The organism is Kitasatospora azatica KCTC 9699 (assembly GCF_000744785.1).
GTDB lineage: Bacteria > Actinomycetota > Actinomycetes > Streptomycetales > Streptomycetaceae > Kitasatospora > Kitasatospora azatica.
Genome location: NZ_JQMO01000003.1, coordinates 779712 through 794490, shown reverse-complemented (window position 1 = coordinate 794490; position 14779 = coordinate 779712). Strand labels below are relative to the sequence as shown.

The 14779-nt window shown below is 72.7% G+C and carries 11 protein-coding genes; 8 read left to right on the top strand and 3 right to left on the bottom strand.

Annotation, left to right across the window (positions count from 1 at the left end; genetic code table 11):
• The first annotated feature begins 3 nt into the window (after nucleotides 1-3).
• The 3 genes from BR98_RS14690 to BR98_RS14680 are packed head-to-tail and all read left to right on the top strand — an operon-like array spanning nucleotide 4 to nucleotide 2244.
• Nucleotides 4-702, top strand: coding sequence for an urease accessory protein UreF (locus BR98_RS14690; RefSeq protein ID WP_035845019.1), 699 nt, complete (start codon nucleotides 4-6; stop codon nucleotides 700-702).
• Nucleotides 692-1366 (top strand): urease accessory protein UreG, encoded by a 675-nt coding sequence (gene ureG, locus BR98_RS14685; RefSeq protein WP_035845017.1) that lies wholly within the window; start codon nucleotides 692-694, stop codon nucleotides 1364-1366. Before BR98_RS14690 ends, ureG begins: the two co-directional genes overlap by 11 nt.
• Nucleotides 1363-2244 (top strand): urease accessory protein UreD, encoded by an 882-nt coding sequence (locus tag BR98_RS14680; protein ID WP_407639451.1) that lies wholly within the window; start codon nucleotides 1363-1365, stop codon nucleotides 2242-2244. Before ureG ends, BR98_RS14680 begins: the two co-directional genes overlap by 4 nt.
• A gap of 8 nt (nucleotides 2245-2252) precedes the next feature.
• Here the strand turns inward: BR98_RS14680 and BR98_RS14675 are convergent, their stop codons facing one another.
• Entirely contained in the window at nucleotides 2253-3215 is a 963-nt protein-coding gene (locus BR98_RS14675) for a cytochrome c oxidase assembly protein (RefSeq protein ID WP_035845015.1), read from the bottom strand.
• A 199-nt stretch (nucleotides 3216-3414) separates the two neighbouring features.
• Nucleotides 3415-5319: a putative Ig domain-containing protein gene (locus BR98_RS41290; RefSeq protein WP_232247422.1), complete on the bottom strand. Its 1905-nt coding sequence runs from the start codon at nucleotides 5317-5319 to the stop codon at nucleotides 3415-3417.
• Between the two features lie 412 nt (nucleotides 5320-5731).
• Between BR98_RS41290 and BR98_RS36325 the strand changes: the two genes are divergently transcribed.
• Genes BR98_RS36325 through BR98_RS14640 form a run of 5 tightly spaced genes read left to right on the top strand, consistent with a single transcriptional unit; the run spans nucleotide 5732 to nucleotide 14229 of the window.
• Nucleotides 5732-6139: a CU044_2847 family protein gene (locus tag BR98_RS36325; protein WP_157537781.1), complete on the top strand. Its 408-nt coding sequence runs from the start codon at nucleotides 5732-5734 to the stop codon at nucleotides 6137-6139.
• On the top strand, nucleotides 6136-7065 hold the full coding sequence (locus BR98_RS14655; protein ID WP_035845013.1) for a trypsin-like peptidase domain-containing protein: 930 nt from the start codon (nucleotides 6136-6138) through the stop codon (nucleotides 7063-7065). The genes BR98_RS36325 and BR98_RS14655 overlap by 4 nt, the downstream gene beginning before the upstream one ends.
• Before the next feature lie 4 nt (nucleotides 7066-7069).
• A complete protein-coding gene (locus BR98_RS14650; protein WP_035845011.1) occupies nucleotides 7070-8614 on the top strand; it encodes a VMAP-C domain-containing protein in 1545 nt (514 codons plus the stop codon).
• Between the two features lie 11 nt (nucleotides 8615-8625).
• Nucleotides 8626-9663, top strand: coding sequence for an AAA family ATPase (locus BR98_RS14645; RefSeq protein WP_035845009.1), 1038 nt, complete (start codon nucleotides 8626-8628; stop codon nucleotides 9661-9663).
• 6 nt (nucleotides 9664-9669) lie between these two features.
• Nucleotides 9670-14229, top strand: coding sequence for a NaeI family type II restriction endonuclease (locus tag BR98_RS14640; RefSeq protein WP_035845007.1), 4560 nt, complete (start codon nucleotides 9670-9672; stop codon nucleotides 14227-14229).
• Here BR98_RS14640 and BR98_RS14635 read toward each other — a convergent pair.
• Nucleotides 14219-14749 (bottom strand): Lrp/AsnC family transcriptional regulator, encoded by a 531-nt coding sequence (locus tag BR98_RS14635; RefSeq protein WP_083977448.1) that lies wholly within the window; start codon nucleotides 14747-14749, stop codon nucleotides 14219-14221. The two genes, BR98_RS14640 and BR98_RS14635, sit on opposite strands and share 11 nt — an antisense overlap.
• Nucleotides 14750-14779: the final 30 nt, after the last annotated feature.

Sequence of the window (14779 nt, the reverse complement as noted above, 5' to 3'; positions counted from 1 at the left end):
GTGATGAACGCTGCACTGCTGTTGCTCGCGGACGGCCGGTTCCCCGCCGGAGGGCATGCGCACTCCGGCGGGGTGGAGGCGGCGGTGGCCGCCGGTGCGGTGCGCGACGCGGCCTCGCTGGAACGCTTCCTGACCGGCCGGCTGCACACCGCCGGGCTCACCGCGGCCGGGCTCACGGCGGCCGCCGCGCGAGCTGCTCAGACTGCTCACGCTGCGGACTCCGCCGAGTTCGCCGACCTCGCCGACCTCGCCGAGCTCGACCAGGCGGCCGAGGCCCGCACCGCCTCACCCGCACTGCGTGCCGCCAGCCGTCGCCTCGGGCGGCAACTGCTGCGGGCTGCCCAGGCCTGCTGGCCGGATCCGGTGCTGGGCCGGCTGGCCGTCGAGTTCCCCGGCGGCGCGCACCACCCCGTCGTCCTGGGCATCACCGCGCGGGCCGCCGGACTGACGGACCGTCAGGCGGCCGGCGTGGCCGCGTACGAGTCCGTCAACGGCCCCGCGACGGCGGCCGTGCGGCTGCTCGGCCTGGACCCCTACCAGGTGGTCGCCCTACTGGCCCGGCTGGCGCCGCAGGTGGACGCGGTGGCCGCCGAGGCGGTCTGCGCCCTGGACGCCGGCCGCGTCCCCAGCGCATCAGCTCCGCTGCTCGACGTCTACGCCGAGCGGCACCACTCGTGGAAGGTAAAGCTCTTTGCATCGTGACCATGCGACAGACGAGTTCGGCGCACCGGTACCGGTCTCCGTGCTGCCCGACGGACGCCGGCGGGCGCTGCGGATCGGCCTCGGCGGCCCGGTCGGCTCGGGCAAGACCGCCACGGTCGCCGCCCTCTGCCGGGTGCTGCGCGGTGAACTCTCGCTGGGCGTCGTCACCAACGACATCTACACCACCGAGGACGCCGAGTTCCTGCTCCGCCGGGCCGTGCTGCCTCCCGAGCGGATCACCGCCGTGGCCACCGGCTGCTGCCCGCACACCGCGATCCGCGACGACATCTCCGCCAACCTGGAGGCCGTGGAGGATCTGGAGGCGGCGGTCGGGCCGCTGGACCTGGTGCTGGTCGAGTCGGGCGGCGACAACCTGACGGCCACCTTCAGCCGGGGGCTGGTGGACGCGCAGATATTCGTCATCGATGTGGCCGGCGGCGACAAGATCCCACGCAAGGGCGGCCCGGGGGTGTCCAGCGCCGACCTGCTGGTGATCAACAAGACCGACCTGGCGCCACTGGTCGGGGCCGATCTGGAGGTGATGGCGCGGGACGCCAAGGTGCAGCGCGGTGACCTGCCGGTGGTCTTCACCTCGCTGGCGGCCGAGGACGGCGTGGCACCGGTGACCGCCTGGGTCCGCGAGCGACTGGCGGCCTGGGTGTGACCATCCTCGACGAGCCGGTCGCGACCGCTGTCGACGCCCCCGCACGGTTCGACGCCCCCGGACGGATCCACGCCCCTGCGCGGATCCACGCCGTGCTCGACGAGCGCGGGCAGACGGCGCTGCCGGTCCTGGCCGGCGCCGGCCCGATCGCGCTGCGCCGCCTGCGCGGCGGCGCGGTGGCCGAGGTGGCGATGGTGGGGGCGATGGCCGCGCCGCTCGGCGGGGACCAGCTGGGCGTGCGGGTGCTGGTCGGCGCCGGGGCGCGGCTGCGGGTGACCAGCGTGGCGGCCACCATCTCGCTGCCCGGGGACGGCCCGGCGTGGTACGAGCTGGACCTCGAGGTGGCGGCCGGCGGGGTGCTGGAGTGGCTGCCGGAGCCGGTGGTCGCCGCCGCCGGCAGCCACCTGCTGCTCCGTACCCGGGTCACGCTGGCGCCCGGGGCGGGGTTGCGGCTGCGCGAGGAGCAGATCCTCGGCCGCCACCACGACTGGACGGCGCACGGCGAGCCGGGGCGGCTCACCTCTCATCTGACGGTCCGTCAGGGAGGCCTGGTGATCCTCGACCAGCAGACCGACCTGGGCCCCGGCGCCCCCGGGTGGGACGGCCCTGCCGTGCTCGGCCCGCACCGCGCGGCCGGCCAGCTCCTCACCGTCGGGCTGCCCGCCGCCCCCGCCGTCCCCGACAGCGACTCCGCCGCGCTCGCTCTCCCCGGCCAGGACGCCCAGCTGCTGGTCGCCCTGGCCCCGGACGCGCTCGCCCTGCGCAGGCTGCTGGAAGCCGGGAACGCGGAAGTCCCGCCCGCCCCGGCAGGGGCGAGCGGGACTTCAGTAGCCTCTGACACGTCAGTAGCCTCTGACGCTTGGGTAGCCTCTGACTGAGCGCTTGCTCAGCCCGTCTGGGCCGGTCGGTTGCCGCGCTTCTCCAGCGCGGCCAGGTACGCGTTGTACGCGTTCAGCTCCGCGTCCCCGTCCCGGTCGGCGGCGCGGTCGGTGCGGGTCGCATGGCGCTGCTCGGACTGGGCCCACTGGAAGACCAGCGCGATCAGCACCACGGCGGTCGGGATCTCGCCGAAGGCCCAGGTGATCCCGCCGGCCATCTTCTGATCGGCCATCAGATCGGTGCCGGGCGGCGCGCCGGCCGCCGTGAAGGTGGTGACCAGCTCACTGGTGGCCATCATCACCGCCACACCGAAGAAGGCGTGGAACGGCATCCCCATGAAGAGCTCGATGATCCGCATCACATGGCCCGGCCGGTTCGGGCCCGGGTCCACGCCCATGATCGGCCAGAAGAAGAGCAGGCCGGCCGCCAGGAAGTGCACCATCATCGCGATGTGCCCGATCCGCGACTGCATCAGCGAGTCGAAGAGCGGGGTGAAGTAGAGGCCGTAGAGGCTCGCGATGAACAGCGGGATGGTGAACGCGGGGTGCGAGACCACCTTCACGTACCGGCTGTGCAGCAGCGCCACCAGCAGCTCACGCGGACCGCGCGGACGGCCCTTGCCGGCCGGCCGCAGCGCGCGCAGCGCCAGCGTGATCGGCGCACCGAGCAGCAGCAGGATCGGCACCAGCATGCTGAGCACCATGTGCTGGATCATGTGCGCACTGAACAGCACCATGCCGTAGTCGTTCAGCCCCGAGCAGGTGACCGCGACCACCGTCAGCACGCCGAGCAGCCAGGCCACGCTGCGCCCGATCGACCAGGAGTCGCCGCGCCGGCGCAGCCGCAGCACGCCCGCGCCGTACAGGCCGAGCGCCACCAGGCTGCCGAGCAGGAACGGCCAGTCGGGGGACCAGGTGAGCACCGAGTGCAGCGAGAACGGGCCGAGCATCCCGCCACCGTGGTGGTGCATCCCCGTCATACCGTCCATCGGCGGTCCCGCTTTCCCTCGTGCCCGGGGACGTCCGGCGCTGCTCAGGTCCGGTTCGTCCGTTTTTCGTCGGGCTCCACAGTACGTGCGGGGGTGGGGCGCCGAGCGCGCGGGGTACGCGACCGGGCCCGTGGCCCCCCGCCTGGGCGGGAGGCCACGGGCCCGTGCGGGGCGCTCGGGATCAGGAGACGTTGAGCGCGGTGTCGTCGATCACGAAGCTGGTCTGGAGGGAGGAGTCCTCCACACCGGTGAACTTCAGGGTGACGGTCTGGCCGGCGTAGGAGGAGAGGTCGAAGGACTTCTGCACGTAGCCGGTGTTCTTGTTGAGGTTGCTGTAGGTGGCCAGGGTGGTGCTGTTGGCGGCCACGGTCAGCTTGTCGTAGGCGGTGCTGGTGGTGGTCTCGGCGGTGTCGATGTGCATCCAGAAGCTGAAGGTCGCCTTGCAGCCGGCCGGGATGGTCACGCTCTGCGAGACGGTGTCGGTGTGGCTGCTGCCGTAGCCGTCCATCCAGGCCTTCCAGCTACCGCTGTGGGCGGCCTCGGAGGAGCTGTTGTCGACGACGCCGGCGGAGGCGGTCCAGGGGGCGGCGGAGCCGGTCTCGAAGCCGGCGTTGCCGAGCAACTGGGCCGCGTTGCAGCCGCCGCCGGTGCCGGAGACGGTCCAGGAGAAGCTGGTGGACCCGGTGGCGTTGGTGGTGTCCTTGGCCGTGACGGTCACCGAGGAGGTGCCGGCGGTGGTCGGGGTGCCCGAGATCAGACCGGTCGAGGAGTTGATCGACAGGCCGGCCGGCAGACCGGTGGCCGAGTAGGTCAGCGTCTGGCCGGAGGCCGAGTCGGTGGCGTGGATCTGCAGGCTGGCCGCAGTGCCCACGGTGCCGCTCTGGCTGCCCGGGTTGGTCACGGTGACCGTGTTGCCCTGCTGGCCGCCGACGATCGGGTGCGAGATGGCGCAGGAGTTGGTGTCGTTCGACCAGCTGGCCTGCTCGGCGTAGGTGCCGAAGGAGCCGAACGAGATGTTGGCCGCGCCGCCGGCGGTGCCGGGGGAGAGCCAGGCGCACTCGTCGGAGTTCTCCTGGCCGTTGTACGAGCTGCCGGAGACGTGGTTGGTCCAGCCGCCGGCCGGGTTCTGGTCGGACATCGTCTCGTGCCACTCGTGGCCGAGGGTCATCGTCCAACCATCAAGGGTGCCAGGGGAGTTGACGAAGCCGACGCCGCAGCCCGCGCCCGAGTCGATGTTGTAGGGCTGGTTGCTGAAGGCGAAGTCGCCGACGTCCGAGCTCACCGCGCCGCCGGTGAGGGTGGTGTCACCGTTGTAGTCGTGCCAGGCGCAGTACTGGTTCTGGTAGTTGTCCGGGTTGGTGCCGTGCGGCGAGAGGATGACGTAGTAGGCGTCACGGTTGGCCGCCGGCGTGGTGTTGCCGAAGTGGTGGGCCGCGTTCAGCGCCTCCTGGCCGAGCTGGTGGCCGCTGGCGGCGGCCGGGGAGGCGGCGGAGTTGTCGTACCAGACGCCGGCCAGCACGCCGCCGGTCTGGTACGGGAAGAAGCTGGCGCCGGCCGGGCAGCTGGTGGCGCCGGTGGCCACGCCGGCGCCCTCGCACCACTGGGTCAGGTCGGCGGACCACAGCTCGTTGTTGGTGCCGATGCCCTTGAACATCTGCTGGGTGGCGCCCGCGGCCCCGGCCGAGTCGCCGGAGAACTTGGCGTTCCCGTTGCTGTCGGTGCTCTGCGTGCCCCACTGGTTACCGTAGAAGACCAGGTAGACCTTGTTGTGGCCGGTCTCGACGCCGATCCCGTCGATGCCGCCACCGTAGGACAGTGTCTGCGGCCCGGTCGCGGCGTGCGGTGCCGGCTGGCTGGCCGCCCACTCCTTCATCCGGTTGTTCTGCTCGAGGGTCGGCATCACGCCGTGCCGGTAAGCGTGCCCGTTGGCCGGGCTGTACGGGTTGGCGACCGAGTTGGTCGAGCTCGCTGACGCGGCCACCGCCTGGGGTGCGGCGGCGGCGAGCATGACGCCAGTGACGAGCGACAGCGACGCGAGGCCGGTGAAGGCGACTCGGGCCACGCCGCGAATACGGGGGGTGCCCATGGTGTGGGGGTTCCTCTCTCCTGCCGATCGCCCCGCGCCGGTTGGCGTGGGCGGGGTCGGTTGCGTGGGACAGGGGCGTTCGGGCGCACCGGTGGTACGTCCGGGGCATGCACACATGGCGGGGAGGGCGAAGGTCACGCTGTTCCGCGCAGCACTCTCGGCCTGCTGCTCCGGTGGGGGAGTTGGTACCAACCGTGAGGAAACACACGGTCTCTGGCGGTCTGACAGGTGGTGCGCCGTTCGCTGCCGTGAAGCAAAGCAGAGTTGGCGAAGTGCGGTCAACGGTGCGGGCAGGCTTTTCGTCTACCGACCGACCGATCGGTCGAGATGATCTCTTCGGGAACCGCTCCGGCGCGGACGGCACGGGACTATCCTGACGTTGGGTTAACCCATGTGGGTGGGAGGGGAATTGGTGCCAGAGACAGTAGAGATCCAGTTGGGGAACGGTTCAACCGTCACCGCCGAGGTGATCGGCGAGCTGCCGTTCCAGTCGCCGGCACCGGCTCGCTGGGGCGAGGGGGGCGACTTCGGCGACGCTCGGTTCGGCGGCGGGGAGCGGGCGGCGCAACTGGGGTCAGCGGTGGCCCTGACCATGGAGCAGGTCCGCAGCACGGTCCGCGGCATCGGCCAGTGGGCCGCCGAGACCATCACCGAGGGCGGAGCGGCCGGCGCGCCGGACTCCTTCGAGGTCAAGTTCGGGCTCAAGCTCGCGGTGAAATCCGGCCAGTTGATGGGGATCATCGCCGAGGCCGGCAGTGAGGCCAGCCTGACCGTCAAGCTCTCCTGGGACCTCGCCGCCCGGCGGGCGGCTGCTGAGTGACCCTCGAACGACTCGGGCTCGCCCAGAGCGAGGCCCTGCACCACTGCGCGGTGTGGATCACGGCCGGCGGCGAGTTCCTCGGCAGCGGGTTCCTGGCCGGGCCCGGACTGGTCGTCACCGCCGCGCACGTGGTCACCGGCAAGCAGGTGCTCGCCGTCGGGCACGCCTCGGGCAGCCACCCGGTGGCCGAGGTCCGCGCCGAGCCGCCGCGCGGCGACGGCGGACTCTTCCACCCGTTCCCGGACCTCGCCGCACTCACCGTCCCCGACTGGCCCGACCACCCCGTGGCGGCCCTGGCGCAGGCGGACCCGCCGCCCGGCGCACCGGTCACCGCGCTCGGCTACTCCACCTGGACACCCTCACCAGGCGTCCAGCCCGACACCCTGGCGCTGCGCGTCGAGGGCCGCTCGGGCGCCTTCGTCCGAGTGCTCGGCGACGGGGTGCGGGACGGCCACAGCGGCAGCATGCTGGCCGGCCCGGACGGCCTGGTCCACGGAGTGCTCAAGGGCAGCCGCTCGTACCGTCAGGACCAGGGCGGCTGGTTCGTCCCGGTCACCGCGCTGCGCGCTTTCCTGGGTCTGACGGTCAGTCAGGCTCCATCAACCGTGGACCGATCAGTGAACGACGCGGACCTCGTCGAGGGGCTGATGCGGTTCCCGGCGATGGCCCGCACCGAGAGCAGGTACGACCTGCTGGAGAAGATGGGCCGACACCTGGGCCTGCCTTACTCGTTCGAGGCCGAGGACGCGCCGGAGCGGCGCGACCACCTCTACCGGATCGTGCGGCGCTGCCGGCACTACCGCGACCCGCACGCGGCCTTCCGGGCGCTGTACACCGCGCTCGAGGAGCTCGTACCGTACGACGGTGCGCTTTCCGGGTTCCAGGAACTCGTCGGACGGGCCATCGGCGGGTGGGGGAGCGTCTAGCGGCATGGGTCGGTTCGGATGGGGCAGGCGACCCTGGCGGGACGGGCTGGACGGAGCACCCCTGCAGCCCGCCGAGGCGGCGCGCCCGCCGTTGCAGGGCACCGCTCTGCTGCTGGAAGTGCTGCTGGGCTTCCGGCAGATGGCCACGCTCGAGTTCCGCCAGTCGCTCCTGGCGCAGCTGGTCGTGGTGTCGGACGGGCAGCGGATCGACGCCGAGGTCGGCCATCGCGACGCGGCGACTCCCCATCTGCGCGAGATGCTGCGCTCTTTCGCCGCTCGCCCGGACCCGCTGGAGCCGCTGGACTGGCTCTGCGCGGCCCTCGGTGACCTGGCACCGCACGAGGGTGCGCTGCCGTGGTTGCGCCTGACCGTCCACAGCATGCGCGGCCGGGCGCCGCTGCCGGTCGAGACCATGCTGGCGCTGATCGACCGGCTGCGTCGGATCCCGCCGCAGCAGCCGGAGCGGCTGCGCCGATATCTGACGGAACGTCAGGGTGTCGCGCTGCTCCGGCCCGAGGCGACGCTGCCGGAGATCATGCTCCGGCTGGCCGACCGGCGCGGCGCCCCGGACCCGGGGCCGCTGGTGCGCTTCCTGACCGCCCTGACGGCCGACGAGAGCAATCCCAGCCATCATGAACTCGCAGCATTGAAGGTGCTGTTGACCGGTTTCGAGGTGCCTGTCGACGAGCGCGCCGAGGCCGCCGAAGCCGGCCGGCTGATCGTCCAGATCCGGCTGGAGGCGCAGGAGGCGGAGCACCTGGAGAACGGCCGGTACCTGCTCCGCGCCTCCTGCTACCGCCAGTCGCCGACCGGTGGGCCGCTGGAGTGGATCGACACCCTGGGCCCGGTCGAGTCCTTCACCAGAAGCGAGTTGATCCAGTCGGGCAGCGCCCGGCTGACCGCCTGGGAGCAGTTCACCCAGGAACAGGTCAACGCCGCCGGCGGCCGGGTCCGGATCGAGTTCCTGTTGCCGACCCCGCTGCTCGGCCACCCCGCCGAGCTCTGGGAGGTCGGCGACACCCGCAGGCCGCTGGGCCGCAACCACCCGGTGGTGGTGCGATCGTTGGAACGCTACAAGGACCGCTGGCTGAACGACGAGGCGTGGCGCGACCGGTGGAGCCAGCTGTGCGGCGGCGCGCCGGCCGAGGACCCGATCGGGCTGATCGGCTGGCCGCCGCTGCTGGTCGAGAAGGCGGCGGAGCTGCAGCGCTGGGTGGCCGAACAGCCGACCCTGGCCTGCCTCGGGCTCAGCATCCCCTACGACGGCCTCGAGCCCGAACTGCGCGGCGCGGTCGACGAGGTGCTCTTCGAGGAGGGCATGCCGGTGCTGCTCTGGCGGCGCGACCAGGGCGACCCGTCGGCCCTGCTGGCCGCGCTGCGCGAGCACGAACCGGCATGTCTGACCGAGCTGCCGGAGACCGTGCACCGCTGCCGCAGGAAGGGTCGGCTGGTCGGCGCCGACGACGTCCGCAACAACATCACGCTGTTCTGGGACGACCCGGACTGCGTCGATCCCGCGGCGGACCGCCGCTACGCGGGGATGGTATGAGGGAGAGCCGGATGACCGAGACGACACCGCACCCGCCCGAGGACTGGTGGGTGTACCACGGCGTCGGCACGCCGCACGACGGCATCACCCGGCTGCCGGCGGCGCCCGCCTGGCGCACCTTCGGCGAACCCGACCAGGACAGCCTCCCGCTGCCACCGGAGGACACGGCCGAGCGCGGCAGCGCGCGGCGCCTGGGCCGCGAGCGGCAGGCCGCCGCCTTCCAGGCGGACGAGCGGGAGGTGCAGCTGATCAATCTGGCCCTGCACCTGCGCCGCCCTTTGCTGATCACCGGCAAACCCGGCGTGGGCAAGTCCACCGTCGCCTACGCCGTCGCCCACGAGCTGGGGCTCGGGCCGGTGCTGCGCTGGTCGATCACCAGCCGCTCGGCGCTGCTCGACGGCCTGTACTCCTACGACGCGATCGGCCGCCTCCACGAGACCGGGATCCAGGGCTCCGAGCAGGGCGCGCCCGACATCGGGGAGTTCCTGCGCCTCGGCCCGCTCGGAACCGCCCTGCTGCCCTGGCGCCACCCCCGGGTGCTGCTGATCGACGAGATCGACAAAAGCGACATCGACCTGCCCAACGACCTGCTGAACGTCTTCGAGGAGGGGGAGTTCGAGATTCCCGAGCTCTCCCGACTCGGCCCCGACCTGCGTCAGGTGCGCACCGTCGACCCCGGCGGCACAGCCGAGATCGCCGGCGGCCTGGTCCGCTGCGCGCAGTTCCCCTTCGTGGTCCTCACCAGCAACGCCGAGCGCGAGTTCCCCACCGCCTTCCTGCGGCGCTGCGTCCGGCTGGAGATCAGCCCGCCCGAGCCGGGGCGGCTGGCCGCGATGGTCGCAGCCCACCTCGGGACGGACGAGCGGACCAGCTCGATGCGCAGCCACCTGATCGGCGAATTCCTGCGCCGGCAGCGAGAGGAGGGCGCCGCGCTGGCCAACGACCAGCTGCTGAACGCCCTGTTGATGGCCGAACGCGGTCTCTGGGACAGCAAGCGCGGCCAGCAGCTCGTCCAGGAAGTCCTGTTGCGCCCGCTCGGGGACGGCTGAGCCGCGATGGGCGGACGGACGCCGCGTGAGCGGGCACTGCGCGAGGCCCTCGTCCGGTTGCTCACCGGCGAGGACGGCGGTCCGCTGCCCGAGGACCTGGCGGACGTGCTGCTGATCACCCGGCTGACCGGGCTGGGTTCGGCAGCGCCCGCCTCGTCGACGGCTGCTCCGTCGGCGCCGCCCGCCGAGCCGGCCCCGGCGGCTGCGCGCGAGCGCGTACCGCCGGTCGTCGAGGACACCGCACCGCGTCAGGTGCCGCCACAGCCGCCGCCACGGCCGAACCCGGCGGCCGGTCCGGACGCCACCGAGCAGACTCTGACGATGCATCAGTTCACCGGTGGAGGCCCGGAGTCCGGAGCCGTCGGGCCGGCCCATGTCGTCCAGGTCGCCCAGCCCGCCGCGTTGTCCGGCGGGCTGGCACTGGCCAGGGCGCTGCGGCCGCTGCGGCAGTCGGTGGACTCCGCGGGGCTGCCCAGTCTGGACGAGGTGGCCACCGCACAGGCGAGCAGCGAGGCCCGGCGGCTGCTGCCGGTCTGGCGGTCGGCCCGGCAGCGGCGCTTCTCGGTGGACCTGGTGGTGGACACCGGATCCACCATGGCGGTCTGGCACCGGCTGGCGGGTGAGCTGTACACGATCCTGGAGCGTCAGGGCGCCTTCGCGGACGTCCGGTGCTGGGCGATGGACACCGACGGCGAGCGGCCCGGGCTGGGACCGTTCCACCGGCGGCGGCCGTTCGCCGGGGACGAGCGCCCCGCCTCCGAGCACTGGCACCGGCCGCTGGCCGACCCGACCGGCCGCCGGCTGCTGCTGGTGCTCACCGACGGCGTCGGGCCCGCGTGGTACGGACGGGAGTTACCCGCCTTCCTGGCCGCTGCCAGCGCGGCCCGACCCTGTGCCGTACTGCAGGTGCTGCCGCGCCGGCTCTGGCACCGCACCGCGCTGCACAGCGTCCCCGTGGAGACCTGTGTGGCGGACCCGGAGCGGCCGGTGCCGGCCTTTCGCACCCGGGCCGGCCTGCCCGGAATCCCCCGGGGCAGCCGCGGAGCGGAGGGACGGGCGCGGGTCTGCTGGCTGCCCGTACTGGAGGTCTCGGGGAGTTGGCTCGCGCCCTGGGCCGAGCAGGTGGCCGGTCGACGCCCTGGCTGGGTGCCGATGCTCGGCACACCGGTGGCCGGGGTGCCGCGGCCGCCGCGACCCGCGGCCGCGGACCTCGAGCAGTTGTCGGGGCCCGAACTGGTCGCGCAGCTGCGCAGCGGGAGCTCGCCGGAGGCGTTCCGGCTGGCCTGCCACCTGGCGGCGGCGCCGCTGAGCCTGCCGGTGATGCGGCTTGTGCAACGGTCCGTGGTGCCGGAGTCGGGGACGACCCAGCTGGCGGAGCTGTTCGTGTCGGGGCTGCTGGAACGGCGTTGCGGGCAGCAGGACTCGGTCGACCCGGACGAGGTGGTGTACGACTTCCGGGCCGGCGTACGGGAGGAGCTGCTCGCGGAGCTGACTCGAACGGAGTCGCTGCGGGTGCTGGACGTGATCGCCAAGGTCTCCGGACGGGTGGCGGCGACCTTCGGTGGGACGCTGGACTTCCGGGCGCTGGCGGCGCGGGCCGGGACGCTCGGCGGGCGGGCGCTGCGGGAGCGGAGCCTGCCGTTCGCCGAGGTGGCGGTCGCGGTGCTCAGCGGGGCGGGCGGTCAACACGCGTCGCTGGCACGTCTGTTGGCGGTGTCGGACGGCGCGGAAGCGGACCGGACGCCGGAGCCGCCGGTACGGGACGAGTTGTTGATGGCGCCGGTACGGGACGAGCTGCTGACGCCGGTGCGGGAGGTGCTCAGTCCGCCGGAGCCCTGGCAGCTGATCGGACGCCAGGCCGAGCTCGCCGCGCTGGAGAGGGCGTTCGCGGCGCCGCGGACCGCCGGCCTCAGCCGCCCTGCCGTCGCGGTGATCGAAGGCACCCCGGGGATGGGGCGCAACCGCCTCGTCCAGGAGTACGCCAGCCGCTTCCGGCGACGGCATTCCTTCGTCCACTGGATCGACGCACGCTGGTCGAGTACCCGGCAGGACGGCCTGGGCCGGCTCTGGGAGGCGCTCGGCCCCACCGACGGGCGGTTCTCGCCGGCCGAACTGTGGCTGCGGTTGGCGGGCCGTCGGGACTGGCTGATCGTCCTCGACGGACTGGCGGCCGAGTGGACCGAGAGCCTGCTGCCCACTGGGGGCCAAGGGTGCGTCATCGTCACCACAGACCAGGCCGAGGCACGCTATCCCGAGGGCACCACGGTGATCCGGCTCGGCCCGCTCACCCGGGACGAGGTGCTGAGCTACCTGCACGACTGGCTGGGGGCCGAACCGACCGGAGAGCTGCGAACCACCATGGAACGGCTGGCCGACCGGCTGCCGCGGGTGCCGGAGCAACTGGCGGCGGTGGATCTGCGAGCGGAGCTGGAACGGCTGACGGGCCAACCGCTGCCGCTCCCGACCGAGCCCGCGGAACCGGAGCCCGCGACGGATCGGACAGCGGGCGAATTCCGCCTTCCCGAACCGGTGGTGGCGATGGTGGCGGTGCCGGACCCGGACGCGGGAACGGTCCTGATCACCTACAGCCCCGACGGCACACTGCGATTCTGGAACGCGTTCACCGGCGAGCAACTGCACCGGACCCTCAGGATCGACGCACCCGGCACGGTGGCGATCGGCGAAATGCCGTTCTACCACGGGCGCAGCGTGCTGGCCACGGTCAACTACGAAGGCGCGCTGCGACTGTGGGACCCGGTGGACGGTGCGGAACTCGAGCCGCCGCTCCACCTCGACCACGGCGAGGTGCTGAGCATGACGACCTACGAGGGAGATCGCCAGGCCTTCGTGATCACCGCCGACTACGCCGGCACCGTTCGAGGCTGGCAGATCGTCTCCGGTGACCCGGTCCGATGGGTCGAGGCCAACACCGGCCGGTACCTCGGTCGGGCGATGACCACCGTCCGCGGCGGCACCGGCGGCTGGTGGGCCACTGCCGACTACACCGGAGCGGTCCAGTTCTGGGACCTCGCGGACCTCGGCGAGACGGGCGGGCGGGTCCTGCCGCGGCAGACGATCAGCATCGATCCGCCCCGGGTGCTGGCCATGGCGGGATTCAGCCGCCCGGACGGCACCAGCGTGCTGGCCACCGTCGGGTACGACCAGGTGGTGCGGCTGTGGGCGGTGCCGGAGCCGGACACCGAGACGGAGCCGGCGCAGCAGCTCGACTCGGTGATCCTCGCGGTGGCGATCCGGGGTCTCGGTGCCCTCGCCGAGTACCGGCGGGCCGCCGCCCGGCAGGCCGTGTGGTCACTGGTGCGCGGGGCCCTCAGCGCCAACGGGATCGCCCGCGAGCGCTACCGGTTGAGTGATCTGGGCAACGCGGACCTGCTCGTCATCGACCGCGCGGGGCTGCTCGACGGCCAGTTGCCAGGCCTGATCGAGGACATCAGACGCGGCGTCAAGGAGCACAACCGCCGCTCGGACGCCAACACGATCGCGCTGAGGGTGGTGGCCCACGCGGGCCCGGTCAGCGATGGTGAACACGGCCTGCCCGGTGAGCAGCTCATGACGGTGTCCCACCTGCTCGACTCGCCGGACCCGCTCGGCCACCCGGTGGGCCAAGGTGCGGCCTGGGTGCTGCTCGCCTCGGACCGGCTGCACGAGCTGCTCACCGGCGACCCCTCGGCCGCCGGCTTCGCCGAGCAGTTCCTGAGGGTCGGGCTGCAGGCGAGGGGCGGGGCCCCGGGCGCCGCCTGGCTGCACAGCCCCGGCTGGACCGGCGGCCCGCTGGTCGTCCGCCCGTCCTTCGAGAAGACGCCGGCGGACTGGCAACTCGCCCTGCTGCACCGAAGGTTGGGCGGCCGAGCCGCAGGCCGAGTGGCCGAGCTGCTGCGCGCCGGCATCGATGCGGTGCTCGACGGCGGCAACACCGGCCGCTACGACCCCGCCGAGCTGAGCAGCACCGAGCTGCACCTGTTGACCCGGGAGCTGGCGAGGGCGCTGCAGCGCGAACTCGGTCTGAACCCCGGGTACGGGACGGACCTGGAGGTCGGGAGCATCGGTTTCGACCTCCACTGCTCCTTCGACGGTGAGCAGGCGGTGTTCCCGGTCCGGTCCGCCGGGCGGCTGGTGCTGCACGTCAGCGTCCAGGAGAAATGGTCCCGCTGGTCCGCCGAGCTGGTCCGCGTCGCGGACGACCGGCGTTCGGCCGCTTGGCGGGGGCGGGCGGCGAGCACGCGCCGGCTGTACGAGGAACAGGCACTGCCGGAGAACCTGCTGCTCCACCTGCCCGACGACGTGCGGACCTCGATCCTCGCCCCGACCGCCGAGCCCGCCCTGGTCAAGCTCTTCCGCCAGGTCCAAGGCCGCCCGATCCGGATGTCCGCGCTGCGTACCCTGACCCGCCGCGGCGACGTGATGCGCCGCGTCCAGGAGGCCCGGGTGGCGCTCGGCGCCGAAGGCATCACGATCCTCAGCGGCGACGATCCCGGGGACCTCGAGCAGGCCAGGAGCCTGGGCCTTCCGGTTCCCGGCCCGGGGGAGTTCCTCAGCTTCACTCCCTGAGCCCCGCACCCGCAGGCAGCACGACCCGCCGGTCCACCGGAGAGGAGAGCACGATCGACGTGGTGGTGCGGCCGAGCGTGGAGATCAGCTCGATCAGCTCCTCCAGATGCCCGGTGTCGCGGGCGACGATCCGGAAGATCCAGCAGTCCTCGCCGATCACATGGTGCACCTCCAGGATCTCCGGCCGCCGGACCAGCTCCTGGCTGCGCAGGTGACGCACCGTCATCCGGGCGTGCGGCGAGACCCGAACGAAGGCGCTGATGCCGTAGCCCAGACGTTCCGGGGCGACCTGAGCCGCGTACCCGGTGATGGTGCCGCTGCCCTCCAGCCGGCGGATCCGCTCGCCGACCGCCGCCGGGCTGAGGTTCACCCGTCGCCCCAGCTCGCTCAAGGTGATCCGGCCGTCGGTCTGGACGAGTTCGAGCAGCTGCAGATCGACCGGATCCAGGCCCGCTGACGAATCATCGGTCAGGGCTCGTGACTGCCGTTGGTCTTTCGGTCGAACCGCCTGAACGCCCATCATCTCCCCTTCAGATCGCCGCGCCGCACC